Below are 24,869 nucleotides of genomic sequence, written 5' to 3' on the forward strand. Positions count from 1 at the left end.
CCTAGAAGGGAGTAGTCGAAAGGTTGTGGGCAAAGCTCTCGAATGAATTTCCAAAAATTGTTCCAAGAATTTCCTCCGGTAAAAACGGAAGAATGGTTGGCTCTGATTCAAAAAGATTTAAAAGGAGCCGATTTTGAAAAAAAGCTAGTTTGGCAAACCGAAGAAGGTTTTAAGGTTCAGCCATTCTACAGAAAAGAAGACCTAAATGGAAAGGAAGATCTTACTTCCAATTTACCCGGAGTATTTCCATTTACTCGATCCACAAGAAAGCTCGTCAATGACTGGAGCATTCGACAGGATATAGATTCTTCTGATATCGAAACTGCAAAAATTCTAGCTTCGGAAGCGATCGCCAACGGAGTGTCTTCGATCGGCTTTGTGATCCAGAACAAAACGAGCGGAAGAAAAGGAATCCCGATCCAATCAAAAGCGGATCTAGAAAAACTACTCTCCGACATTCCTCTTGCAGAAACCACAGTTCATTTTGTAGCAGAGGAACTTTCTCCCGAAATATATTCTTGGCTTCCAAAATCCCAAAACATCGTGGGTGGCTTAGGTTACGATCCGATTCGAATTCTAGCCAGACATGGCAGATCTGGGGGTCATGGGATCAAAAGCCTCTCACCAATTTTACAAGAGACCGCAAACAAATGGCCTCACTTTAGAGCACTGACCGTACATTCGTCCACATTTTCGGATGCAGGCGCAACGATTGTGCAAGAACTCGCCTTCACTCTTTCCCTAGGTGCAGAATATCTTTTCCAACTTTCTGAGGCTGGAATTGATCCGGCAGTTTCTAATTCTCAAACCTTATTCCAATTCACGATCGGCCCGGATTACTTTTTACAGATCGCAAAGTTCCGAGCGGCCAGAACATTATGGTCCGAAATCTTTCGCTCCTATTCCTCAGAAACCGGAGAAAAGTCTCTGCCGTTCATTACCGCTGAGACTTCTAGATTCAATTTCGGAATCTACGATGTGTACAATAACCTTCTACGCGGTACAACCGAAGCGATGTCTGCAGCAATCGGTGGATGTGAAATCATCTCAGTGCTTCCTTTCGATCATTTGCTCCACCCGGGTGACTCTTTCTCTTTACGGATTGCTAGAAACATTCAGCTTTTGATGAAGCACGAGTCCTATTTGGACAAGGTAGTGGATCCAGCTTCAGGTTCCTACTATTTGGAATCACTTACAGAAAATCTAATAGAGAAAGCTTGGGACTTATTCTGTGATATAGAAGAGGAAGGCGGCTTTACTTCTTCTTTGAAGTCCGGTAAAATACAGTCTCGTATTAAAGATTCTAGAAAACAAAAAGAAGAAAATTATTCCACTAGAAAGTCCATCCTCTTAGGTACAAATCAGTACCCGAATTTGAAAGATAGAATCGAAGTCTCCGAATTGAATAAGTCGATCCGGATGAAACCTTTGGAATCTGTCTCAGGAGAAGAAGTTTGCGAGGCGATCCCCGATTTCTTTGCGGGAGATTCTTTGGAACATATCCGCAAAAAAACCGAAGACTGGGAAAAAGCAAACAGTCGAAAACTCAAAGTATTATTGCTACCCTTGGGTGACCTGAAGATGCAAAAGGCCCGCGCAATTTTTGTGCTCAACTTTTTGGGATGCGCAGGATTCGAAGTAATCGATCCAGGAAGCTTTGCAAGCTCAGAAAATGTAATCGCACAAATCAAAGAATTGAAACCGGACGGTATCGTATTCTGTTCCGCAGACGAAGAATATCCGAATTGGGTGAAGGAGATCCTACCGCAAACTTCCAAGCAATCGATTCGAATTGCATTGATTGCTGGTTATCCAAAAGATAAGATCGAAGAATTAAATGCATTAGGAATTACCGGATACATTCATGCAAAATCGAACCTGCTGGAGACTTTATCGGATCTCCAAAAGAAACTAGGATTCCAATGAAAAGACCGAAGTTTAATCGCAAACAGCCAAAACCAGCAAACACTACTCAGATAGGAGAGTGGTCTAAAAAAGCTTTGGATGAGTTAGGTCTTTCTGATATGAATTCCATCCTTTGGAATACACCAGAAAAACTTCCGATCAAACCGGTCTACACTCCCGAAGATGCAAAATCTCTCGAACATATCGATTATGCTGCTGGAATTCCACCTTTCTTGAGAGGACCTTATTCTACGATGTATGTCCAGCAACCTTGGACCATTCGTCAATATGCAGGATTTTCCACCGCAGAAGAATCGAACGCATTCTATCGTAGGAATCTAGCCGCCGGACAAAAAGGATTGTCTGTGGCGTTTGACTTAGCGACCCACAGAGGTTACGACTCCGACCACGAAAGAGTATTAGGAGATGTAGGAAAAGCCGGAGTCGCAATCGATTCGGTCCTAGATATGAAAGTACTCTTCGACCAAATTCCTTTGGATCAAATGTCTGTTTCCATGACGATGAATGGCGCGGTGATTCCGACCATGGCATTTTATATTGTAGCTGCAGAAGAACAAGGAGTATCCGCCGACAAACTTTCGGGAACCATCCAGAACGATATTCTAAAAGAATTCATGGTTCGTAATACATACATTTATCCGCCGGGTCCTTCCATGAAGATCATCGCGGATATTTTCAAGTATACTTCCGATCACATGCCCAAGTTCAATTCTATCTCTATTTCCGGGTACCATATGCAAGAAGCTGGTGCCACTGCTGATATTGAACTTGCTTATACTCTCGCGGACGGACTGGAGTACATTCGAACCGGAATCCATGCAGGAATGGATGTGGATAGTTTTGCTCCTAGGCTATCTTTTTTCTGGGCGATCGGAATGAGCCACTTTATGGAAATCGCAAAGATGCGAGCCGGAAGATTGCTCTGGGCAAAAATCGTAAAACAGTTCAACCCTAAGAGCACCAAATCCCTGGCACTTCGAACTCATTGCCAAACCTCCGGCTGGAGTCTTACGGAACAAGATCCATTCAATAACGTAGCTCGTACTTGTATCGAAGCTCTCGCGGCCTCGTTGGGTCATACTCAATCCTTGCACACAAACGCTTTGGACGAAGCGATCGCTCTTCCGACGGATTTCTCTGCCCGAATCGCGAGAAATACTCAGATCTATCTCCAGGAAGAAACGAATATACATAGAGTCGTGGATCCTTGGGGAGGATCCTATTACGTGGAGGCATTGACCAATGATCTAGCCCACAGGGCTTGGGAACTCATCGAGGAAGTGGAGAAACTCGGCGGAATGGCAAAGGCAATCGAGACCGGAATTCCAAAAATGAGAATCGAGGAAGCTGCCGCCCGTAAACAAGCAAGGATCGATTCCGGAAAAGACGTAATCGTGGGAGTCAATAGATACAGGCCTGCAAAAGAAAATCCTTTAGATATATTAGATATCGATAATACTGCGGTTCGAGAAGCACAGATCCGCAAACTAAAAGAGATGAAAAAGAACAGAGACTCGGCCGCGGTAGAAGCATCATTGAATGCAATCACCAAATGCGCAGAAGGCGGACCCGGGAATTTGCTAGATCTGGCAGTGGACGCTGCACGCAAGAGAGCCTCTCTGGGAGAAATTTCTTACGCTATGGAAAAAGTATTCGGCAGATACCAAGCTACGATCCGTTCTATTTCAGGAGTATATTCCTCAGAAATAGAATCAGATCCAGATTTCAAGAGAGCGAAAGAATTATCGGATAAGTTTTCACACATGGAAGGAAGACGCCCCAGAATCATGGTCGCTAAAATGGGCCAAGACGGACATGACCGCGGAGCGAAAGTGATCGCGACCAGCTTTGCGGATATGGGCTTTGACGTAGATATAGGACCTCTTTTCCAAACACCTGCGGAAGCAGCAAAGCAAGCAGTGGAAAACGACGTGCATATCCTTGGAATTTCCAGCCTTGCGGCAGGCCATAAGACTTTAGTGCCACAAGTGATCTCTGAACTTAAGAAATTAGGAAGAGATGATATTCTAGTGATTGCCGGAGGAGTTATCCCTCAGCAAGATTATGACACCCTCTACAAATCCGGAGTGAATGGGATATTCGGTCCAGGCACAAAAATATCCAAAGCAGCAGTGGATATCCTAGAACTTTTGATCCAAAGTTTGGAGGATGCCAAAGTTCATGCCTGAACCTCCGAATCCAGAAAAAGGGATTCGGGAACCTAGCCTCTTGCGAGGCACGATCCGAAAAAAGTCCCTTCCAAATCTGGAGACTTTCGTAGAAGGCATATTAGGAGGAGACATCGTTCTGTTGAGCAGAGCGATCACTCTTATTGAAAGCACACTCCCCGAGCACCATGATCTCGCGGAACAAATTTTAGACCGTTGCCTTCCCCATTCCGGTAAAAGTATTCGAATTGGAATCACCGGAATTCCGGGCGTAGGTAAAAGCACCTTCATTGAATCTTTCGGGAACCATGTCCTAGACCAAGGCAAAAAGATCGCAGTACTTACGATCGATCCTTCTTCCCAATTATCCAAGGGATCCATCCTAGGAGACAAGACTAGAATGGAATCTCTTTCTCGAAGGGAACGGGCCTATATTCGCCCTTCTCCCTCCGGAGATTCTTTGGGCGGGGTCGCTAGAAAAACGAGAGAAACCATTTTCCTTTGTGAGGCAGCCGGATTCGATACAGTGCTAGTCGAAACCGTAGGTGTAGGCCAATCAGAAACCGCAGTCCATTCCATGGTGGATGTTTTTCTATTACTAATGATTGCAGGCGCAGGAGACGAGCTCCAAGGAATCAAGAGAGGAATCATGGAGATGGCGGATTTAATCGCGATCACCAAAGCAGACGGAGACAATATTTCGCGTTCGGAACGCACGAAGGCAGAAACACTCTCGGCGATTCGATTTTTGCCTCCTCACGAATCAAGGGTGCCCACGGAAGTTTTGACCTGTTCCGCTCTGACCGGAAACGGAATCGGGGCTGTCTGGACAGAAATTTTATCCTATGTGGAACAAGTGCAAAAAAACGGAACGCTTCAAAACAAACGAAAGGAACAAGCAAGGTACTGGCTAAAAGAATCCGTTCAATCAATGCTTCTGGAAGATTTTAGACTCAAACTAGGATCCGATTTTATCTCAGCAGAAAATGCGGTGACTGAGGGTAAAATCAGTTCCTTCAGAGCTGCGAGAGCGCTATTAGCAAAGTATAAGAATAGTAGATAAAAAAATCCTAAACTTCAAAAGTTTCTCATCAAAGGATTTTTATATGTTACAAAATAGTAATATACAATTGTTCATCTTTTGAAGAATTCAATCGACCACCGACCACGGTATCAATCCAAATTTCGAAAAATTCTTTTTTTCCTACAATCGAATTGTCCGGCCTTTGCATAGATAGGATAGAATTGACAGGATAGAAAAATAAAAATTAATAGGTTGTACCTTAGCGGTCAATTTGTCCTAAAATTAAGGCAGGATGTCACCATGTCTCGATTGATTCCCAGGATGTTTCTTGGAGCTTTGATTCTTTCGTCTTTCATTCAATGCGCCACGGCAAGTGCCGGTTTATCCACAAGCACGATCCCTATGGCGGACAAAAAATATAAGGTGCTCGGTCCTGTCGAAGGCCAGGAAACCTGGTTCACCTTCGATATCGCAATCATTGGGATTCCTTTCCACGCGCCTCCGATCGACAAATTAGTCGATTCTCTCCAAAAATCGAAGGAGGCGGATGCTTTGATCAATATTAGATATTGGAATGATAAGTTCGTATTATTATTTCTGACGATCAATCGATTTCATATATCTGCAGAAGCAGTGAAATTCGAAGAAGATTCGACCGAGCCCGGTAAAAAGAAAGGAAGATAGATTTCGGAAGAAGATCCATTATGAAAAAGTTAAGTCTTTTTTACCTGGGCGCGACTTTCCTGTTGCTTTCCAACTGTTCCGGCTCGTTTGCATTGGGTGACATCGGAGGGCGAATCAGGAATCCGCAACTTTTTGAATCCGCGACGATCATCCGGAGTTCCGATTATCTGGAATTAGGAGAATCGATCGGAGAAAGTTCCACATTCTTCCTTTTCGGATTGTGGCCTGTTACCAATCCGTTGAACGTTGATTATGCGCTCAGCGAGGCAGTCAGAAAAATTCCCGGGGGCAAAACAATCATCAGATTGAAAATTTGGCAAGAAACCCATCTCTTTTTCCCGGTAGGCACAGTAAGTGTTCTAAAAGTAAAAGGAATGGTAGTCGGCGCAGCTCACGAAGAAGTAAGCCCTGCTCCCCCTCGGAACCAAGGCTCGGGGACTCAGAATGATGGCGGGATTTCTGTAGGAGGTAAAAAATAGATGCTCTCTACTTCCTTCCGAATCAAAATATTTATATTGCTTATCGCAATCGTCTTAGGCAACTGCGTCACCAAAGACGTTGTCAGCGCTGGAGACTCCAATAGCCAAATTCTTGCCGCAGCTAATTTTCTAGCGAATAAGTGCGGCACTACGATTCCGCAACCAATCCCCTTAGCAGTGAGCGACGTTTATAGAAGAAACCTAGATCTTTGCAGCATTGCTATTACAAAATCCGAATGTCCCTTTGTCGGCTATCCAGTTGCTTGTTTATTCATTTATTTTGATAAACCTGCCGAACAGATTCCTTGGTATATCAACTATAAAGATAGTTTAGTAACTCCGAAGATACCTTAATATGAAAACGACCGTATCGAAAATCTTATTATTGTTAGTTGTAGCTCCATTGGAACTACTGGCCGAGGTCTCCTTCAAGGCGAGATTATTCTCTCGCCAGAAAAATCAGGGAGAGCCCAGGGTCAACGTACTCATTTTTGAAACTAAAAAGTTCTACAAGACTGACGACGAAGGTTATTTCGAAGCAACGGTTCCGACTCCAGGAACCTACAGATTCAGACTCAACCGCTTGGACGGGATGCAAGAGATCAAACACAATGTAGACGACTCCGGAGAATTGGTTACAATCTATACCGACTCAGGAAGCACCGGAGGAATCGGAGGATCCACTCAAAAAGGTGCGATCACTGTAACCGGTGAGAGAGAAAAGCCATTACTTTCTAGAACTACGATCAAATACGACGAGATCAAACGGATGCCTGGTACTTTCGGTGAACCTTTGCGTGCATTGGAAACAGTCCCAGGAGTTGTACCCGCGGCTTCGTTTGGAGCAGGTGCAAACAACTATGTGATCCGAGGTGCTGACCCAAATTCAAACTTATATTTGATCGATGATCTTCCTGTATTCTATCCGTTCCACCTGGATGGATTGACTGCAGTACTAAACGCAAACTTGATCAAGTCCATCGACGTGTACACCGGCGTATTTCCTGCAAACTTCAACAACGCATTAGGCGGGGTAATCCATATAGATACCGTAGACAAAGTCGAGAGAAGGCAGGTCAATTTGCTGATGTCTCTTTGGGCATCCGGTGTCAATTACATGCAGCCCACTTTTGATGGCAAAGGCTATATCGCCGCAGCAGTTCGTGCCGGTTATTTGAATAAACTTTTCTCTGAAGGATTTAGTAGGCTAGGTGCGGATTTACCGGAAGGGATTCGACTACCTACCTTTGTGGATTCACAGGTAAAGTTCGTACATAATTTTAACAACAGCCATCAGATCTCTTTCTATTCCTTTACTTCCAAGGACGAGCTCGCGTTTAATCCACCGGCAAAATTTCACAACGATCCAACCACAGACCAACTTGCAGTATTTGCAGGAGGTACTTTTTCTGCGGGGCAAGGTTTTAGAACGCAAGCACTGCGTTATACTTGGAAACCTACTGAGACTTTCTCGAATCGCCTTACATTTATCAGTTACGATCCATTCGTAGATTTTAATGTTACTTTAGGAACCATCAAAGGAAAGAACAGAGCTGCCGGAGCTTACGAAGGAATTCGACAAGATGCATTTTGGGATCCAAATCGATTCTTGTCTGTTGAATTCGGAACTGAAGCGCGCTTGCTTCATTATTATATAGAAGGGGATACGATCATTCAAAAGGATCCGAACAATCCTAGTCCAAACCCCTACAATACAGCCAACCCAGATTTTCAAACCCTTCCGACCAATCAGAGGGTAAACGGAACTTACTATAACTCTTATCTCACCACCAAAATCAAATTAGGCGGGCTCCAGATCGAGCCAGGTGTAAGGTACGACTATATTCCTTATGTAAACAACGGAGCTCTTGGCCCGAGGGCGCAAGCGTCTTACAAGATTGATTCCATTGGCAAAGGGATGACCATCTTTGCGGGTGGTGGAGATTTTTACCGCTATCCTTTGGATACTAGATTTAATAAGGACAGTGGAAACCCTCACCTTCGATTTGAAAAAGTATTCAAATACGGAGGAGGGATTGATCAGCAACTCGCCGGAGATTACCAAATTAAAGGAGAAATCTTTAAGCAGGAATATTCAAATCTTTGGGTAGATGATCCTTATATTACGGATTTCATAGGAACCAATCCGAATCCTTATGCGAGAATCGTTCAGCCTTATGTCATGAACAAACAGCTGAACACTTCCAATAGCGGAACTGGCTGGTCGAGAGGATACGAATTAGTTTTACGTAAAAACTCTCGTCCGGGCACGAAAGGATGGTTTGGTTGGATTACTTATACGTGGTCTCAGACCTTCAGAAATAACAATATCTATAGGCCGGATGCAAACGCTCCTGTACTTTCTTCGGCAGAAGAAAGGCTGGTGGCACAGTTTTATAGGAATTCTAAAGAGACACTTTACGATTTCGACAGAACTCACGTAATGAACATGATCTTTGGATGGAGATGGAGCCAAGAATGGCAATTTGGAGCTCGCTGGTCATACTTGACGAATAGACCCTTCACTCCGATTGTGGGAGATGACGGTGGAAAGTTCAGTAACCCGGCAAATGGTCAAACGATCTGGATTCCGGAATATGCGAATAATCCATACCTGGCAGACTATATCAATACGAGAAGATTGAAGCCTTACCATCGTTTGGATATTCGATTCGACAGGTTCTTCAATTACGAGTGGGGATATGTGAACATTTTCTTCGAGATCATCAACGTGTATCTGAGAAAGAACGTGGTGGATCAAAATTTTGATAATACCAAACCATTTTCGGCCACCAACCCCACGCCGTCTCAGACTTTCGGAACCGTGGAGCTTCCGGGAGGAGTAGTCATCCCATTCTTCAACCTTGGTGTGGAGGTGAAATTCTGATGAAACGGAAATTGTACCTAACTTCAATACACAGATGGCTTCTAACATCTATTTTCAGCGTTTTGCTTTTCTCTGCCTGTCATCTACCGAATGATGATAAATCATTTGATGACCAGAATCAGCAGAGAATTATATTACAGTATCTAATGCAGACTCCTGCAAATCCGAATGGTGAGTGCCTTTCCTCCGCGTCTGCAGCTCAGATTTGTCTAAACGCAAGTGCAGATCTCTCTGGAACTGTAACCGAATCAGTATTGTCTCAACTCTTCTCAGGATCCGCTTCGATTACTACTTACTCTCAATATTGCTCTGCGTTGTTAAGCTCCGATTCGTTTGTAAGGTTCAGCGAAAAAGCAAAAGAATGCGTGATGGTTTGCAACAAGGAATACTGGCAGGATCTGAATTCGCAAAGCTTATGCGGAGGACAGAGCGCGGACTTGATCAGTGGCTCCTCGACCGGAACGTTGTCTTGCATTCGAATCTGCACGAGTGTTTCCGGACCCTGATTTAGAAAAAGGAACAAAAATGAAATTATCAGGATCTTATCTATCAAAAACAGGAACAAAAGGATAGCCCACAATGAATTTTGAATTATTAATCGAAGTTGGGGAAAATGCAATCTTCATCATTATGTTTATTGCAAGTATACTTGCAGTGGCTGTAGGCGTGGAACGTACTGTTATTTTTCAAAAGAATACAAAGAATTCAAAAGCCCTCCTCCCTGAAATCGTGCAGCATGTTCGAAGCGGGGATTTGAAAGAAGCGGACAAATTCTTTCATTCTCACCCGGAAAACGTATACGCACGTTTTGCGGAATTTGCCTCGCAACATTCCCAATCCGGAAGAGAGAGTCTTTCCGAATTGATGGAAGGAAAGATTATCGGAGAAAGAGTCGATTTTGAGCAAAGATTATCTATTTTGAATACACTTGGAAATAATGCTCCATTTATCGGATTATTGGGAACAATCTTCGGTGTGATCAATGCATTTTATCGCTTGGGAACTCTTGGAAACACAGGAGCGGAAGTAGTGATGCGGAGTATTTCGACAGCGCTGCTTGCTACTGCCGCAGGTCTTGCAGTCGCGATTCCAGTGGTCATGGCAAACAATTACTTCACTAGAAAACTGAAAGTGATTCAGGCTAACTTAGACATACTTTCGAAAGAATTCTTAGCGAATCTTTCCAAAAAATAGAGAGAAGTTCATACTTAGGGGGAAAGATCTATGGCAGGGCAAGCTTCTTCCGGCGATAGCGACGAAATCGGAAATATCAATATCACTCCTATGGTGGATGTGATTTTAGTACTGCTAGTGATCTTTATGGTCACAGCAAACTTTTTGAAAAAGGAATCCATCAATATCAATTTACCGAAGGTAGATGCTTCGGATCCAAATGTGGCGCAATCCGTCCAAGTAGCCCTGACAAAAGACGGGAAGATCGTATTAGAAGGATCTGAAACAACCGCCGAGAAATTGGGAAGCCATCTCGCGCGAGATTCCAAAATTCGTCCGAACATGAGAATCACCTTATCTGCAGATGCATCTTTGCCTTACGGAAAGATCGCAGAAGTGATGGGAGTGGTTCGTAGGTCTGGAGTAAGACAGATCGCTCTATCTGTAAAAAGATAGGCAAAGGATTATCCGGAAGTGAAGGAAAAACTGATACAGTTTCTGAAGACCAGCAAGATTTGGTTCTTTTCCAAGAACTTATGGGATCGCTGTCTCTACGGATCCATCTTACTTCACTTTGTTGCATTCGGTTCTTATTATGCTGCGACTCATTGGGAATATGAGGATGTAGATTCCGAAAGATTAGAGATCGAAGATATAGAAGTGGATATCCAAGATATTCCTCCGGAACTTGTAGGGGGAGAAAACTCTCCAGCTCCTGTAGAAAAACAAGAATGGGTCGAAGGTACCAAAAAAGACGGAGAAGATCCTGAAGAACAAGATGTGGACTTCAATAAAGTCTCAGGAGATGGGACAGATAAAGACGGATATTTGTACGCGGTTTACGGAGACCGTCCACCTACTCCCATCATAGATTTTGATCTCAGAGATTTCTTCCCACCGAAGGCAAAACAACAGGGGATCTCCTACGCAAAAACAATCGTAGAAGTACGCGTAGACGAACAAGGAAATTTGGTAGATGCCAGAGTGATCAAGGCGGATATCCGAAAATACGGATTTGAAGAAGCTGCGATCAATATCGTAAAATATGCGAGATGGTCACCCGGATATCTAAATGGAAGACCAACCAGAATGAACCATAGGATTCCGGTTAACTTCAATTTAGAAGACTAGAGTTCGTTTTCCCTGCAAACATGTTCAATTACATCGAATCTGACTTAATTTGCACATCTTTACCATGAGTTTGCGTAATTTTCCTTTGCTACTTTTAGGATAGAAAAGCAAAAGCGGGTGCAGATTTAAACGTTACGTGTTCTGCTGCTCATAGACTTGGAATCAGCGCGTGACGTATGTCACAAAACATTAGAATGGAATCGAATCTCTGGAAATTTGCGTTTATCGGATTGGTATCCGTCCTTCCATTTTTATGGGCAATTTCGAATAAGCCCTCTCCAATGGTTCCATCCGAAAAGTCACTTTCTCAAAGTCTTTCTAGACTGAACACGAAAGAAGGAAAAGAGATTTCACTCTCACAAGCCTTTCATGGAAAACAAAGTTTGGTGTATTTCGGAATTCTAAATTGCAAGACCTCCTGCCCAACCACCTTGAACAGACTGCTGAAATGGTCGCAATCTTCTCCTCAGGAAGCACAGCTAGTATTCATTACTCTCGATCCGTTGAAGGACAATTCGGAGCAGCTCAATTCTTACTTCGAAAATAGAAAGTCCAATGTGATTTGGCTGAGACCGTCGTCCACTACAGACGCAATCCAAATCGCAAGATCTTTCGGCATTCCCATTCTACCCAAAATCAATGGAATAGAGCATCCTGATACAGTAGTATGGGTAGATTCTTCTGCTAAGATTCGGGGGATTTTTCCGAACTTTAACGAAAGCTGGAGAGAGGCTTCTAAAAATCTGGCGAAATACGCATTTAACACGAACTCCGATTCTGAAACCGGGTTGTAATCGGAATTCATTCCGATTCGTCGAATATTTTTCCTGCGAAATTTACTCAAAACTTTCCTCAGAGAAATGGAATTTGCAAAGTTTGCGGAAAATCGGTTGAAATAGGTCCGCTACAGGTTATGTTTTTTCCTACTCTTTTTGGAAAAAAAAGCGCTCGGAGAAAACAGATGACTCGATTCATCCAAATTCTTATATTCTCATTTTCTATATTACTATTTCCGCTTTCTGCACTCACTCCACCTCCAAGTCTCGAATCACAGGTTGCAAAATCGGATTATATCGCTTTGGCTAGACTCTCAAAGATCAAAGAGACTAAAATTTCCTCCAATTCGGTATCCGTTTCCGCCAGCGTAGAAATACTGAACGCGCTCAAAGGTGGAGAAACTCTGAGCCCTAAGTTCGATGTAGCTTTTATGATATTTCCGGAATATTACGGAAAGTGGCTAAAGGCCTCTCCGCAAGAAGGAGAATATATTCTTTTTCTAATCAAGAAAACAATAAAGGATAGCAAGGGAAAAGAAACTGAAATCATAGCTCTCTACGAACCTCACCCTTACGCCTTTCGCGAATATTCAAAAGAACTTGAAGAAAAAATCGCGTCTTTAATAAAAAATTAATACTTGGAGCTTGGAATGAAATCTACGATTAGAACCATATTCAAATCTCTTTTTTTACTTCTTTCATTCTTGATTTTATCGAATTCTCAGGTCTTTGCACAAAAGATCAAAATCCCCGCGCTAGGGATGAAGCAAGAACCAGCCGAACTACTCTCCTCATTAAAAGAGACAAATCCGAACCGAATCTCGCATAGAGGACTTCCTTCGAGTGTAGACCTGTCCGAGTTTATGCCGCCGGTCGGTAATCAGGGCCAGCAAGGATCGTGTGTCGCTTGGTCCACCGCGTACGCAACGAAATCCTATCAGGAATACATCGAGAGAAAGGCAAAAGGAAATTGGTCGCTCCGAACTCAGTCTGGAGAACCGAACTATTCTCAGATTTTTTCACCGGCGTTCATCTACAACCAGATCAATGGCGGGAGAGATAACGGCTCTCTCATTTCAGATGCGATGAGACTAGTAGTAGAAACTGGCGCAGCTACATGGGAAGCAATGCCTTATGATGAAGGTAACTATCTAAGGAGACCGCCCCAGACTGCATTCGATACTGCTTCTAAGTTCAAAGCGAAGGAATTCCTACGGGTAAGACAAACGGATCCGAACGAAGTCAAAAGTCAGCTTTCCCAAGGTAGACCGGTAGTCGCTGGAATCATTGTTTATGAAAACTTTATGAACTTAAAAGGAAAAGAGATCTACAAGGACGGGGTTGGAAAAACCTACGGTGGCCATGCGATCTCGATCGTTGGATACGATGATTCCAAAAACGCATTCAAATTCATTAATTCTTGGAGCACCGATTGGGGTGACCAAGGATACGGTTATATCGACTACAGATGGTTTACGAAAGTGTGCCAATCCGCGTTCGTGTTGGTGGATCAAACCGCGAGTGCAGATGTAAATCCGCAGCCATCTCCTACCGAAGACAAACCGGTAAAACCAGAAAAAGTGAAGCCGAATCCACCGAACGAAATATCAGCTTCACAAGGAACATATCCGGATCGGGTTCTAATTACGTGGGAAAGTTCGGATGAAGCAATCGGATACGAGATCTACAGAAAAGGTCCCGGAGATTCTTCCTATTCCAAGATAGGACTTTCGCAGACAAACAGCTTTAACGATGACGGAATCCAAAAGGATATCGCATATTCTTATAAAGTAACTTCCCTATCCGATTCAGATTCTTCGGAACTTTCGGAAGGAGAAGCGATCGGTTATGCCAAGACTGAAGAACAGAAAGCTCCTCCGAAGGTTGTAGGCCTAGAAGCAAGTCAAGGTTTGTATGCGAACAAAATAGAATTAAGCTGGGATGAACAAGAAGGGGCGTCAGATTACACTGTGTACAAGTGGAGCGGAACGCAAAAAAGATATTCTCCGATTGGAAAAGTAAAAGTACCGAGCTACACAGACTCTCGACCAGCTAAAAACGGAATCGTTGAGTATTATGTAATTTCTGCAGGGAGCAAAGGGAAAGTTGGAGAACCTTCGGACGCGGCTGCCGGTTATACTGCAAAATTAAGCGAAAGGCCTCCGAAACCTACCGGTTTGGAAGCAACGAAAGGATTGTACAATAGTAAAGTGGAACTCCAGTGGAAGAAGGTAGACGGTGCAAACAAGTACGTGATTTATCGCTATTCTTCCAGCGGGCTCTTTAGCTCCGGTTCCTGGTCCAAGGTAGCAGAAGAGTCCAAGGAGAACTTTGTAGACGAGAACCTACCTTCTCAGTACGCATTCTACTCGATTGCCGCAGTCAATAAAGAGGGAGTGATTGGACCATTCTCAGATTACGCTTACGGGTATATAGACCCGAATAAACATCGAGGAGTAAAACTGGCTCCGCCTTCAAATCTGAAGGGCACTCTGGATAAATCTTCGTCTAAGATCTCCCTCAAATGGGACGCAGTAAAAGATGCATCTGAATATTATGTTTTTCGAAAGAAAAGAGGCGGCTCTTCCTGGGATTACCTTTCTAAGGTAAACTCCAAGACTACAAACTTCACGGCGGATGTTCCAGAAAAGGAAACTTTCTATCTGTTTTCGGTAACCGCAAAGACTGACTTAGGTGGAGAGAGTGAATACTCCAGTCCGGTAAGTGCAGTGATTTCTAACTCCAAGCCTGCAAAGATCATGAGGGCATTTGGAGGAGAATCCTCTTTGGAAAAATTCAAAGGGCCTTGGAGTGCTATGGCGTGGGATGGATCTAAAAACGTAAACCCTGTGTTATTAGAAATCGAAAGCCAAGACAATGTGAACTATGTAGTAAAGTTCAATAAGCAGAAAATCTTTGAAGGTAAGTACATAGAAAATAGTCCGATCATAGACAAGGACGGAAAGTTCAAGATTGAGTTAGAAAGAACCGAGGATGCACTTTCGGTTACTCTAAAAGATAACGCGATCATCAATCAAAAGACTACGTTGAACTTCTTGAAGGATTAAATTCTAATGGATCGGCCCTTTGTGACAAAAGGGCTTAGGCTATTTAGCAAAACCCTTTGCTTTTGGAGAACTAGATGTCGGTTAAAACAAATCTAGTTCTTTGGCTAACGTGAAGATATTTCCGGATTCTTTTAATCTTTGGGTGAGCTCTTCGGAGCTCAAGATTTTGGTGACAGCTACTTCTGGTAGCTTCTGCATTCTGTTGAATTTTTCTCTGAAGTCTTGAATCCAGATCTTACGGCAGAATAAGTTAGCTTGGAAAAAATAAACTTGGTGAGTTATTAAGAAGTTTAGAGAATCGAGATCTTCCAAAGCTTCTGCAGTGATAATCGCCTCTCTGTTGTCGGATAATCTTCTGCAATAATCGATAAAGGCTAGGTTATCTAGAAACTTAGTCAAATCCTGATCCGCCTTGAATTTGAAGCTGATCGGGTCTAACTTGAACTCTTTGATCATTTCGCCCAAGTCCAGGACAACCTGGTGACTCTGGCTTTTTACACCAAAATCATCTGCGGCAAAACTGATTCCGAAATTCCAGAATCTGCGACAAACCGATTTGAGCGTTGCCTCCGCTTCCTCATAAGGCTTTTCGATCAATTCCAATCTGATATTCTGTGGATTCAGATTCTGCTTGAGAAGTAACTCATGAAAACGAGTCACTTTCTCGTCTGTATCAAAAGTATCTATCAATGTCTGAGGAGAGATATTGAACTTTAATAGGCCCGGAGATCCGTTGCAAGACATGATCAGCTTTTCCAGAATGAGCAATTCGATCCGATTCAAGTCCTGATCATGAGGAATATCCCGGATCAGATCCGCATAACCTGCGTAAGCTTCTCCTCGAACAAAAACCTCTCCGCCTTTCATGGAAAAAGTATGATCCCTGTGATTATAGTGGATCATAGGTTGGATGACAGCATCATGGCGATCGCTGGCGAAGTAGTCGTTGACCCTATTTAAATAAGTCCAGCTCCATCTCACCAAATTGTCTTTGAGATTTTTTAAGGAAGACGATTCCAGCTCCCTAAATATCTCTTCTACGTAAGAGATGAAATTGCATTGGGTTCTTCCGATCCCAAAATCGAAGTTCAATGCTCCAGTGCGCACCGCTGTGTCGTGGAATCTTCCAATTGCGGCATCGAAATTGGCTAGATTTTCCAGACTGGAAGATTCGAGAGGAGAAACACCGATCAATAAATTCTTTTTATCCCCGTACGTGTAGTAACGGAATCTTTCCCTCTGATTTTCTTCTAGCTCGCAGATTTTTTGAGGAACTAATTGAATGAACTCCACTAAGGAGATGCTAGAAACATTCTGGAAGCGAAGTAAAAAGATCGGCTTCCCTCTGTTTTCGTTAATGAAAACAGTCTTAAATTGTTCCAGATCCCCCATATCGAAGGATCTCAGCTTTGGATTTTGGGAACTGGACATTTCGGCTTCGACTTTTATCGCCATAAGGAGCGGACGGTTTTCCCTTTTCGCCCGTGGACTGGAGTTTAGATTACAGTCGTTTTATGTAAAGCGGAATCGTAACTTCTCATTGGAGATTCGTGATTTGCCAAGTTCCGAAATTCTTTTCTGCTCCGATGACTCATTCTCGATAGTTACATCCCCAACCAATTCTACTGGTTTGTCAAAGAACACATCCCCTCGAACTGTTAGAGAGGTGCAGCGCACCATCGACGGAATAAACTGAAACCTCCGGTTAAAGTCGCCTACCTTCTTGTAAAACGAATCATCTAAATGAACAAGCAATTCGCCGAGTCCCTTTTCTTTTCTTAGTTTTGACATGGTAATCGAAAAATCAGAGTGAATTTCATAAGCATCCGACCTTCTAACCAAGTAATCTTCACATTTTTTGACAGGAGCGAATCGATCTCTTGGCACAATGATTCCTTTGGCTTTTGGAAAGTTTTGGATCGCGGATCCCATTGCGGATTCCAACTGAAGGACCTCCTTCCCTTCCACCTTCTTCGGATTTACGATAAGAGATAAGGAAAAGTCTTTTGCGAGCAATCTACGCTTCAAGGAATCCAAACGGATCCATAGATTGTTCGTAGAGAAGGTTCTAAATTTAGCTGTTCCTTCGAATTCGTGCATATGCTCAGGAGGAACCTGCGCAGTTTCTAAAAGCTGAAAATTTCCAGGCTTTCCGGAAATCATTCTGCGAAAGATTGCACCACCCTTTGTGTCGGCTAGGGTCTTGGGAGTCATCTCCATGCAAAACTCGAGCTCTTCGTTTAACATGTACTCTAAAATCCCAGGGTGTACAGTGGCACCAAGATTGTCTCCATTCGATACGAAAGCAACCTTTACCCCTTTTTCTAGCAGTTTATCCAGTATACCGGTTTCTAAAAGAGTGAACCAGATATCTCCATGGCCAGGAGGACACCATTCCTCTTTGGAATCAGAGAGTTGGATCGGAGTAAAATCCGACTTCCGAAGTCTCGGAACTTTATGCTGCAGAAAGCTTGTAGGAAAAGATTGGGTGAATCCAATTTGCTTCAGTACTTTTTGGCTTTGCTCCTGGGTATTAAAGCTGTCCATAAAAAGTAGCGGAACTTGCGTATGATAGTTTTTTCGAAGGAACTCTATTTGTTTGGCGATCACTTCAAGGAAAGACATTCCGTCTTTGATTTCTATCAAAGATTTTGGACCGGAAAGTCCCATACCTGTTCCCAATCCGCCATTTAGTTTAATCACTGCTAGATGTTCTAAATTAGAAAGGTTCGGCTTCGTATTCTTTTCGATCGTTTCTAAATCAATCTCGTCGGAAGTCGGATCCAGATCTCCTACTTCTTCCCATTTTACCATGCCAGTTGCACCGTTTCGGACCTGGGCGACCATCGAAAGAAAATCAGAAGTGAATTCCTCGGAAAGTCCTTCGCTTAACATTTTCTGTTGAATTGCTGAATCAGATTCTGAGCTCAAGGAATCCATTTCATTATCCTTTTTTTATCATATGCTTCGTCAAACTCTCCGAACTGGATTTCGTATTTTTCTCCGGGAGAGTCCGGTTGAAAGATCAATTTGACTTTCACTTCCCTTCCAGAATCTTTTGGAACTGGCTTCTCATTTTCCTCCGCATAAAGAGGCAAGAAAACCAAGTAGGTGTAAATATACACGACGCTCTTGGAATCCTTTCTATAAGCCAGGATCCCTTGCCCATTCAAGTTTCGCTTTAGTATCTTTGAAAAAGGAACCGGAAAAGTTCGATTCCAAGTGCTCACTAAAATCTTGTCAGCCTGATGATACGTGGGAACATTCGAAAAAAGATTTGTACCTGATAAAAATGCAGTCAACCCGAACATGCAAAAAAAATAGCGGACCTTGAAAGCTACGAACACCTATTCTCCTAAGAATGCGAACGACTATTTTGAAACTTCTCTAAATTTGGAAAAAGTTTCGTCATTGGACGCGAACACCACTTCCGAAGTGGCAAGAATCACTCCGCTAAGAGAAACGATTCTTACATTTAGCAAAAAGTCCTGGTCTTGAAAAGAAATCTGACCTAAAAGCAAATATTCCGCGCCTGATAATTTTCCGATCGAAACCATTTCATCGGATAGTACCAAACCGCTTTTCTGAAAACTCTGCTCTCCGATGATTTTATTGAGCCGATCCCTTTCCAGCAAAATAAAAGTTTTAGATTGGAATAGCTCGCGGATCATCTTGTCAGTAAGAGAACGGCCTAAATTCGAAATAATTCCGTCCTCGTTTGCGATATTCAACACCGCAAGTTTTGCCGGGACCTTTCCTCCAGAAGCCTTAACCGAAGACTCGAATTGGGTTCTTAAATCCCCAGACAGTGACTGAATTGCATCCGGAAAATCCGAAAATTTATTGTTTTTGGATATTGAGGCGCAGGAAGAAAAGAAGAAGGAGAACATTAAAATAGCTGAATAAACGAATATTCCATCAGATTTTTTCATTTTAGTATTTCGCTCTCGTTAAAAGTATTTTACGACCGAGATTTGGTTTCCGGCACTATTGAACCTAACTACATCGAATGTTGCCCGAGCCAAAGTCAATCCTCTTCCGTGACTCAGTCCCTGCAAATTGATTGTGTCCAAATCATTCTTTAAAAGGCGTGCATGATTGAAGCCCCGGCCTTCGTCGGTAATTCTGACTCCAATCCGATTTCTGGAAAGTGAATATTCCACTTTTACTTTCTTGTCTTTATAATAAGGATCTTTTTGTCTCTTCTGAATGAATTTAAAATAATTGCCGTCGGCCATGGCTTTCGTTTTTTCATCAAAGCTAATATTCAAATTCCCGTGTTCGATCGCATTGATGATCATTTCCCGCAAACAATTTCGGATAGCAGCAATTGTCGCAGGATCCGTAAAACGATATAGATTCACGGTCAATCTTTGGCTCACTAGTTCCGCGTTCTGAAGATAATTATTCGTGGAATAGGTGATTTTCTCATCATCCAAAAACCTAGAGCTCAAATCTTGGTCCGGTTCGAAGGCTCGGCCTAAAATTTCCTTCTGCCCCTCGTATTCCAGTATTTGAAATTGGACCTGCAACTCTTTTGGTTCCCGCAAGTATTTTTGCATAAACTCGGTCTGAAATCGAATCGGCTTTTCTTCGGATAATAATTCCTCTAATTTCTCCAAAACATAGAGCTTAGTATAAGCATCTTGTAATTCACCCTGCTTATAAACTATCTCCATGAAATTCTTTCCGACTAGATCCGCAGGTCGAAATCCGAGGTGTTTGGAAACGGAACGATTTGCAGTCAGTATAAACCAATTCTGATCTAAAGAAAAAAGAAAATCTTCCTCGGCCTCGAATAAGCTTCTGTACTTTGCTTCGGATTCCTCTACACTCAGACGGATCTTTTGGAGTTCGCTTGCTTTCGCACCAAGCTCTTCCGAAAGTCCTTTGATTCGATCTGCCAATCCCAAAGAAAGCAAACTTACTTCCATGACCGAGCCGACCTGAATCCCCCAAAGAGTGAAGAAATTATTCGGAAGTATTCCAAAAGACTTTAAGCCGAATAGGAAACTGAAAGTCACAAAAAGGGTCCACGCCAATAAAAAGAACCGTGCAGTTTTATTTCCCCGAATCAGACATTGCCATCCATTAAAAATACTGAATCCAAGAGTTAAAAACATGGAAACTATACTAGCCACTATCGCGATTCTATATTCGAATACGAATAGGGTTCCGATCATACCGATCGCGTTCAGGCCGATCACTGCAAAATAGATTTTATCCGCAGTTGGAGTAAATCGTCTCGATTGCAAAAAAGAACGACTGAAGATCGCCGCATTCGAAAGAGTACAGAAGATCAGAAATGGCAAACTATAGTTTCCCCACCAGACCGAGTTTCTCCATAAATATTGGAACGAAAGGCCATTAAGAGTGAACTGAAACAAAATATAACTCAGTATATAAGAAACATAGAAGAGGTAACTCTTATCCCGCGTAGAAAGAAGCAAAAACAGGTTGTAGATCACCATTACTAGCATAGATCCATAATAAAAACCTAGTGCTAGCTGCTCGTATAACACGTGTTCTCCGAACTCGTTTTGGGTGAATGCGATAAAAGGAAGGATGATTGAGCTGGATGATGCAATTCTAAAATAGATCTCTTTTTGGGACTTGGGGGCCTCGTCAAAACGAAAGGCGAAATTTCTATGTTCGATCGGTCTAGAACCGAACTTCTTCATATCCCCGGTTGCGTATAGAGGCTTTGCCCCAGACTCGGAGGTGAAAAGATCTATATAATCGAGCAAAGCATAATCTATTTCTAAAATCCACTTTGAGACTTTCGGTAGAGTATTTTCTACTTTGATACAAACCCAAATCGCAGCCTTAGAATACCCGATACTGTTTGTTGTCAGCGATTCGAATTTCCCTTGCTTGTATAACTTTGATGCTTCCAGAAAACCAAGCTTTCCGGTCTCGTCCTTATAAATTTTCAAGTAGGGAAGAAGAGAGGTCTCAGTGATCTTTTCGGAAATTGAAAACCGATCTGAGGAAGGTGCGGATCCTGCCTGAGCAAATGTCGGAGATGCTACAAACAATAGAAACACAATACAGAAAAAAGTACATAACAACTTTCTGTTTTGCATTTCAGAGTTTGCATTCATATTCTCTAACCGCCCAAAATTTTACCGATCCAGCCAGATAGAATCCTGCTAACTGCCTGAAATAAATTTGCTGTAACGATAAAAGTACCGATGCTACTTCCCAATTGCGGTAAAGTGAAAACTAGAAAAATTCGAATTACATTATTCTGCCAGTATCCTTTCCAGCGCTCAGAATCTTCAGCGATCTTTTCAAAATCTTGCACGAGAGGTTTTCTTAGCCAGGATTCAATCAAGGCCGCAACCCAGCCCGGTTTGATGATTGGATTAAAATTTCCGACTGGTGCTGCTAGGAAAGCGGCAATAATCGATAAGGGATGAGCCAGAGCTATCACGGCGCCTAACGCGGCCAAGCTGCCCTTTACCAAAACCCAGCGAATCAAAAAATCTTGGCCTTGGTCGCTGTCTCCATGCAAAAAGACCGTACCAACTAACGAAAGCAAGATGACCGGAAATACAAATGGTCGAATCTGATCCCAAATTCCTTTTTTGGGAATCTCATCCAAGTGAGTCACGGAACGATCTTCCTGGATATGATCCATGATCCCGTTCAAATGTCCGGCGCCTACTACTGCAAAAACTTTCTTACCGTGTTTGGCGGCTTCTCTAATTCTCTGAGCTAGATACTGGTCCCTTTCGTCTATGATTACGTTTTTTACCGAATCATATCGTTTAGGAAGTTGCGAAAAGAGATCCTTCAGAACATCGTCCGATTTCATCTCTTCGATTTTTTCGGGCGGGATCTCTTCGGTGACGAACAAAGAAGTGATGAGAGCGGAAAATAGGAGCATTCTGTCCCAAAAACCTACTTTCCACCAAGCCCTCTTCAGAGTGGTAGAAATCTCCCGATCCACAGGGAATAACTTGGCGCCGGTTTTTTCCGATTCCGAAATCGCGCGTCGCATCTCGTCTCCGGGACGTATGCTTCCGTGCCCCAATTTCTTTTGAAAAGAGGAAAGGATCAGGCTAGAAAGCAAAAGCCACATTTTGCGTTCTTTAAAAACTTTGAAAATGTCCAGTTTTTCCCAATGCTGGCGATCTTTCACAGATCTCATTCTGGAAGCGCAGAGCTCCACACAAATCACGTCGGGATTCTCTTCGTTTACGATTCTAGATACTTCTTCGATACTTTTGCTGCTGATATGAGCGGTGCCGAGAATTAATACCTCAGATCCGGCGATCTTCACCTTTCGGATTGGCTCGTTGCTCGGGGTCTGAGTAGGGTTCAATGTTGGTACGGATTCCATTCGATTTCAGATGAGTTTTCTTCATCTGGGAGTAGTTGAAACTCAATTTTTGAAAGCTCTAAGCGAAAACTGCCAGGATTTTTCCGATTTTATCGTCCTGTAAGTTAGGAATTAAGGGACTATTTCGGAACAGGAAAAAAGATTTGAAGGAACAAAACAATGATTGTACATTTTATCGATTCTTTTTCCTGATTACTATTCAAACTACTTGGTAAGTTCCATAGGACATGCTTAATAAAGACGTAAAGATCATTAATATCGGAATCGCAGATTTACAGGGAGGACAATCCCCTGCTGTACTCCGAACTACTTTGGGATCCTGCATCGGAGTAGTACTCTATTCTCCTGATAAGAAAGTCGGTGCCATGGCTCATATCATGCTGGCCGCCGATCCGAGCGGAAAGGATTCGGTAAAAAATCCGCTCAAATATGCTACGACTTCCCTTCCTGAACTAATCAAAAAAATGGCAGAGCTTGGATGCCACAAAGGTGAGTATTTTGCTCGTCTATTTGGTGGAGCTTCTATGTTCAAAGGTATGAGTTCTAGTTTTCTGCAAAACATTGGTGAGCAGAATATTTCGATGGCGAAGGAGTTCCTGGAAAAGGAAAAAATACCTCTTCTGGTTGAAGATGTGGGTGGGAACGAAGGTAGGACGATCAGTCTCTATCTAGACGACGGTAGAATTCTGCTGAAAAAAGGCGGATTCGAAAAGTACCTCTACAAGGTCAGGTAAGCGGTTATGAAGGAAAAGATAGACCAGCTCTTTCAAAATGAGGCCCAGCTTCCAAAGATTTCATCTATCGTTACGAGAGTGATGGAGATGGTGAGTAATCCAGATGTGTCTATTCCGGATTTATCCAAAGAAATTTCCAAGGATCCAGGATTGACTGCGGCGGTTATAAAGTTATCTAACTCAGCATACTATCGACCTGCCAAACCTGTAAAAACTGTTCAAGAATCCTTAATGGCCTTGGGAACCAAGGCAGTAAAGGAAATCGTTCTATTAACCGAAGCAAAAGGAATTCTGAAAAAAGATTTAAAGGGTTACCAGGTAGACGGAGAAGCAAACTGGCTGCACAGCCTGATTGTTGCAGAGCTATCCATGCGGATCACAGTTCAGAAAAAGTTTAAGTTCGATAAGGACGTTGCATTCACTGCAGGACTGTTGCACAATGTGGGAAAAGTAATCCTCTCCGAGTTCTTTCCTCAAGTCATCCTACAGTTTAGAACTGAATTACAGAACTTCCAAAGGCCTTATGCAGAGCTCGAGAGAAAATACTTCGGATATACTCACGAAGAAGTAGGTGCAAAGCTATTAGAGAAATGGCATTTTCCAGAGGAATTCATCGACGTGGCCCACTACTATTCAGAGCCAGAAAAGGCCGAAAAATATCCGGAGCTGGTTTCTGTAGTGCATATCGCCCATATGATCGTGATACTCGGCGGAATGGGAATTGACATAGGAGGCTTGCGTACACCACTCTCAAACAAAGCCATCCAAGTAACACGTGTTACCGACGCCGATTTGCAAATGTACTACACATTATTACCGGAAATGGCAAAGCATATCGCGGAGCTAATCAGCGTTTGAAGAATATTTCTTTGATCGGCCCTAGAGGGGTCGGCAAATCCAAAATTTCCAGAAGACTCTCCAAAATTACCGGAAGACCGGTACTTTCTACAGACATGATCGCGGTGTATGAAAATGGCGGAATTGCAATTCCGGACTTTATCAAGAAAAGCTCGGGGGATTGGAGACCCTTTAGAGAATTAGAATTTAGAATTTTAGAGAGAATCCAAAACTCCGACGGAATCATTTTAGACTGCGGAGGCGGAATTCTTTTTGATCTGGATTCTTCAGGAAGGGAAATCCCAAGTGAGAGAAAAATACAGCTCCTGAGAAAAATCTCTATCGTATTTTCCTTATCTAGACCCATCGACTTTTTGATCGAAAAGGTTCAAAACGATCCTACAAGGCCCTCGCTGAGCAATGAAATATCATACAGAAATCTTTTAGAATCTAGGTTGCCACATTACAGGGCTTCGTCAGATGTGCAGTTAAATCTAGGCGATCGAAAAACCGAAGATATCTGCGACGAGATCCTGAAAAGAGCTTCCTGGATCTAATCAGAAATCACTTTACGATTTTCGCACTTAGATAAATTATTTGCATCGGTTGTCATTTTAAATAGAGACCGACGACC

At 42.9% G+C, this 24,869-nt stretch carries 23 protein-coding genes; 17 read left to right on the forward strand and 6 right to left on the reverse strand.

Going from position 1 to position 24,869, the window contains the following annotated elements; translation table 11 throughout:
• Nucleotides 1-42: 42 nt before the first annotated feature.
• The 14 genes from CH373_RS06850 (at nucleotide 43) to CH373_RS06915 (ending at nucleotide 15,316) form a co-directional block, all read left to right on the forward strand.
• Nucleotides 43-1,926, forward strand: a complete 1,884-nt coding sequence (locus CH373_RS06850; RefSeq protein ID WP_100712659.1) for a methylmalonyl-CoA mutase family protein — start codon at nucleotides 43-45, stop codon at nucleotides 1,924-1,926.
• Nucleotides 1,923-4,115: a methylmalonyl-CoA mutase gene (gene scpA / locus CH373_RS06855; protein ID WP_100712660.1), complete on the forward strand. Its 2,193-nt coding sequence runs from the start codon at nucleotides 1,923-1,925 to the stop codon at nucleotides 4,113-4,115. The genes CH373_RS06850 and scpA overlap by 4 nt, the downstream gene beginning before the upstream one ends.
• Entirely contained in the window at nucleotides 4,108-5,157 is a 1,050-nt protein-coding gene (meaB, locus tag CH373_RS06860; protein WP_100712661.1) for a methylmalonyl Co-A mutase-associated GTPase MeaB, read from the forward strand. The genes scpA and meaB overlap by 8 nt, the downstream gene beginning before the upstream one ends.
• 261 nt (nucleotides 5,158-5,418) lie before the next feature.
• Entirely contained in the window at nucleotides 5,419-5,802 is a 384-nt protein-coding gene (locus CH373_RS06865) for an LIC20211 family lipoprotein (RefSeq protein WP_423789752.1), read from the forward strand.
• Nucleotides 5,803-5,822: 20 nt separating this feature from the next.
• Nucleotides 5,823-6,281 (forward strand): hypothetical protein, encoded by a 459-nt coding sequence (locus tag CH373_RS06870; RefSeq protein ID WP_100712662.1) that lies wholly within the window; start codon nucleotides 5,823-5,825, stop codon nucleotides 6,279-6,281.
• The gene (locus tag CH373_RS06875) at nucleotides 6,282-6,635 is read left to right on the forward strand and encodes a hypothetical protein (RefSeq protein ID WP_100712663.1); all 354 of its coding nucleotides are present in this window, start codon (nucleotides 6,282-6,284) and stop codon (nucleotides 6,633-6,635) included.
• 1 nt (nucleotide 6,636) lies between these two features.
• The gene (locus CH373_RS06880) at nucleotides 6,637-9,168 is read left to right on the forward strand and encodes a TonB-dependent receptor plug domain-containing protein (protein ID WP_100712664.1); all 2,532 of its coding nucleotides are present in this window, start codon (nucleotides 6,637-6,639) and stop codon (nucleotides 9,166-9,168) included.
• Nucleotides 9,168-9,674 (forward strand): hypothetical protein, encoded by a 507-nt coding sequence (locus CH373_RS06885; protein ID WP_125169889.1) that lies wholly within the window; start codon nucleotides 9,168-9,170, stop codon nucleotides 9,672-9,674. The genes CH373_RS06880 and CH373_RS06885 overlap by 1 nt, the downstream gene beginning before the upstream one ends.
• Before the next feature lie 73 nt (nucleotides 9,675-9,747).
• A complete protein-coding gene (locus CH373_RS06890) occupies nucleotides 9,748-10,362 on the forward strand; it encodes a MotA/TolQ/ExbB proton channel family protein (RefSeq protein ID WP_100712666.1) in 615 nt (204 codons plus the stop codon).
• 30 nt (nucleotides 10,363-10,392) lie between these two features.
• Nucleotides 10,393-10,797: an ExbD/TolR family protein gene (locus CH373_RS06895; protein WP_100712667.1), complete on the forward strand. Its 405-nt coding sequence runs from the start codon at nucleotides 10,393-10,395 to the stop codon at nucleotides 10,795-10,797.
• An 18-nt stretch (nucleotides 10,798-10,815) separates the two neighbouring features.
• Nucleotides 10,816-11,472 (forward strand): energy transducer TonB, encoded by a 657-nt coding sequence (locus CH373_RS06900; protein WP_243393295.1) that lies wholly within the window; start codon nucleotides 10,816-10,818, stop codon nucleotides 11,470-11,472.
• A 176-nt stretch (nucleotides 11,473-11,648) separates the two neighbouring features.
• Nucleotides 11,649-12,266, forward strand: a complete 618-nt coding sequence (locus CH373_RS06905) for an SCO family protein (RefSeq protein ID WP_100712668.1) — start codon at nucleotides 11,649-11,651, stop codon at nucleotides 12,264-12,266.
• Between the two features lie 167 nt (nucleotides 12,267-12,433).
• Nucleotides 12,434-12,883: an LIC_20196 family exoprotein gene (locus CH373_RS06910; protein WP_100712924.1), complete on the forward strand. Its 450-nt coding sequence runs from the start codon at nucleotides 12,434-12,436 to the stop codon at nucleotides 12,881-12,883.
• A 15-nt stretch (nucleotides 12,884-12,898) separates the two neighbouring features.
• Nucleotides 12,899-15,316, forward strand: coding sequence for a C1 family peptidase (locus CH373_RS06915; protein WP_100712669.1), 2,418 nt, complete (start codon nucleotides 12,899-12,901; stop codon nucleotides 15,314-15,316).
• An 81-nt stretch (nucleotides 15,317-15,397) separates the two neighbouring features.
• Here the strand turns inward: CH373_RS06915 and CH373_RS06920 are convergent, their stop codons facing one another.
• The 6 genes from CH373_RS06920 to CH373_RS06945 are packed head-to-tail and all read right to left on the reverse strand — an operon-like array spanning nucleotide 15,398 to nucleotide 22,664.
• Nucleotides 15,398-16,771, reverse strand: a complete 1,374-nt coding sequence (locus CH373_RS06920; RefSeq protein ID WP_423789753.1) for an EAL domain-containing protein — start codon at nucleotides 16,769-16,771, stop codon at nucleotides 15,398-15,400.
• 57 nt (nucleotides 16,772-16,828) lie between these two features.
• Nucleotides 16,829-18,256, reverse strand: coding sequence for a UTP--glucose-1-phosphate uridylyltransferase (locus CH373_RS06925; protein WP_100712670.1), 1,428 nt, complete (start codon nucleotides 18,254-18,256; stop codon nucleotides 16,829-16,831).
• On the reverse strand, nucleotides 18,244-18,627 hold the full coding sequence (locus CH373_RS06930) for a hypothetical protein (RefSeq protein ID WP_100712926.1): 384 nt from the start codon (nucleotides 18,625-18,627) through the stop codon (nucleotides 18,244-18,246). Before CH373_RS06930 ends, CH373_RS06925 begins: the two co-directional genes overlap by 13 nt.
• A gap of 60 nt (nucleotides 18,628-18,687) precedes the next feature.
• Nucleotides 18,688-19,248, reverse strand: coding sequence for a FlgO family outer membrane protein (locus CH373_RS06935; RefSeq protein ID WP_243393296.1), 561 nt, complete (start codon nucleotides 19,246-19,248; stop codon nucleotides 18,688-18,690).
• 18 nt (nucleotides 19,249-19,266) lie between these two features.
• Nucleotides 19,267-21,420 (reverse strand): 7TM diverse intracellular signaling domain-containing protein, encoded by a 2,154-nt coding sequence (locus tag CH373_RS06940; RefSeq protein ID WP_243393297.1) that lies wholly within the window; start codon nucleotides 21,418-21,420, stop codon nucleotides 19,267-19,269.
• A gap of 5 nt (nucleotides 21,421-21,425) precedes the next feature.
• The gene (locus CH373_RS06945) at nucleotides 21,426-22,664 is read right to left on the reverse strand and encodes a TraB/GumN family protein (RefSeq protein ID WP_100712671.1); all 1,239 of its coding nucleotides are present in this window, start codon (nucleotides 22,662-22,664) and stop codon (nucleotides 21,426-21,428) included.
• Between the two features lie 227 nt (nucleotides 22,665-22,891).
• On the opposite strand from CH373_RS06945, the gene CH373_RS06950 reads away from it, so the two are divergent.
• From CH373_RS06950 to CH373_RS06960, 3 genes are read left to right on the forward strand one after another with little or no spacing between them, the layout of a single operon-like run.
• Nucleotides 22,892-23,398 (forward strand): chemotaxis protein CheD, encoded by a 507-nt coding sequence (locus tag CH373_RS06950; RefSeq protein ID WP_100712672.1) that lies wholly within the window; start codon nucleotides 22,892-22,894, stop codon nucleotides 23,396-23,398.
• A gap of 6 nt (nucleotides 23,399-23,404) precedes the next feature.
• Complete coding sequence (locus CH373_RS06955) at nucleotides 23,405-24,256, forward strand: HDOD domain-containing protein (RefSeq protein ID WP_100712673.1); 852 nt, start codon at nucleotides 23,405-23,407, stop codon at nucleotides 24,254-24,256.
• Nucleotides 24,253-24,792: a shikimate kinase gene (locus tag CH373_RS06960; RefSeq protein WP_100712674.1), complete on the forward strand. Its 540-nt coding sequence runs from the start codon at nucleotides 24,253-24,255 to the stop codon at nucleotides 24,790-24,792. Before CH373_RS06955 ends, CH373_RS06960 begins: the two co-directional genes overlap by 4 nt.
• Nucleotides 24,793-24,869 lie beyond the last annotated feature (77 nt).

The sequence above is a fragment of the Leptospira perolatii genome, from assembly GCF_002811875.1.
GTDB lineage: Bacteria > Spirochaetota > Leptospiria > Leptospirales > Leptospiraceae > Leptospira_B > Leptospira_B perolatii.

What these genes read in the sequence shown, in the direction of transcription:
- CH373_RS06850 (WP_100712659.1), top strand. Translation starts at nt 43, where the DNA reads ATGAATTTCCAAAAATTGTTCCAAGAATTTCCTCCGGTAAAAACGGAA.
- scpA (WP_100712660.1), top strand. Translation starts at nt 1,923, where the DNA reads ATGAAAAGACCGAAGTTTAATCGCAAACAGCCAAAACCAGCAAACACT.
- meaB (WP_100712661.1), top strand. Translation starts at nt 4,108, where the DNA reads ATGCCTGAACCTCCGAATCCAGAAAAAGGGATTCGGGAACCTAGCCTC.
- CH373_RS06865 (WP_423789752.1), top strand. Translation starts at nt 5,419, where the DNA reads ATGTCTCGATTGATTCCCAGGATGTTTCTTGGAGCTTTGATTCTTTCG.
- CH373_RS06870 (WP_100712662.1), top strand. Translation starts at nt 5,823, where the DNA reads ATGAAAAAGTTAAGTCTTTTTTACCTGGGCGCGACTTTCCTGTTGCTT.
- CH373_RS06875 (WP_100712663.1), top strand. Translation starts at nt 6,282, where the DNA reads ATGCTCTCTACTTCCTTCCGAATCAAAATATTTATATTGCTTATCGCA.
- CH373_RS06880 (WP_100712664.1), top strand. Translation starts at nt 6,637, where the DNA reads ATGAAAACGACCGTATCGAAAATCTTATTATTGTTAGTTGTAGCTCCA.
- CH373_RS06885 (WP_125169889.1), top strand. Translation starts at nt 9,168, where the DNA reads ATGAAACGGAAATTGTACCTAACTTCAATACACAGATGGCTTCTAACA.
- CH373_RS06890 (WP_100712666.1), top strand. Translation starts at nt 9,748, where the DNA reads ATGAATTTTGAATTATTAATCGAAGTTGGGGAAAATGCAATCTTCATC.
- CH373_RS06895 (WP_100712667.1), top strand. Translation starts at nt 10,393, where the DNA reads ATGGCAGGGCAAGCTTCTTCCGGCGATAGCGACGAAATCGGAAATATC.
- CH373_RS06905 (WP_100712668.1), top strand. Translation starts at nt 11,649, where the DNA reads ATGTCACAAAACATTAGAATGGAATCGAATCTCTGGAAATTTGCGTTT.
- CH373_RS06910 (WP_100712924.1), top strand. Translation starts at nt 12,434, where the DNA reads ATGACTCGATTCATCCAAATTCTTATATTCTCATTTTCTATATTACTA.
- CH373_RS06915 (WP_100712669.1), top strand. Translation starts at nt 12,899, where the DNA reads ATGAAATCTACGATTAGAACCATATTCAAATCTCTTTTTTTACTTCTT.
- CH373_RS06920 (WP_423789753.1), bottom strand. Translation starts at nt 16,771, where the DNA reads ATGGCGATAAAAGTCGAAGCCGAAATGTCCAGTTCCCAAAATCCAAAG.
- CH373_RS06925 (WP_100712670.1), bottom strand. Translation starts at nt 18,256, where the DNA reads ATGGATTCCTTGAGCTCAGAATCTGATTCAGCAATTCAACAGAAAATG.
- CH373_RS06930 (WP_100712926.1), bottom strand. Translation starts at nt 18,627, where the DNA reads ATGTTCGGGTTGACTGCATTTTTATCAGGTACAAATCTTTTTTCGAAT.
- CH373_RS06935 (WP_243393296.1), bottom strand. Translation starts at nt 19,248, where the DNA reads ATGAAAAAATCTGATGGAATATTCGTTTATTCAGCTATTTTAATGTTC.
- CH373_RS06940 (WP_243393297.1), bottom strand. Translation starts at nt 21,420, where the DNA reads ATGAATGCAAACTCTGAAATGCAAAACAGAAAGTTGTTATGTACTTTT.
- CH373_RS06945 (WP_100712671.1), bottom strand. Translation starts at nt 22,664, where the DNA reads ATGGAATCCGTACCAACATTGAACCCTACTCAGACCCCGAGCAACGAG.
- CH373_RS06950 (WP_100712672.1), top strand. Translation starts at nt 22,892, where the DNA reads ATGCTTAATAAAGACGTAAAGATCATTAATATCGGAATCGCAGATTTA.
- CH373_RS06955 (WP_100712673.1), top strand. Translation starts at nt 23,405, where the DNA reads ATGAAGGAAAAGATAGACCAGCTCTTTCAAAATGAGGCCCAGCTTCCA.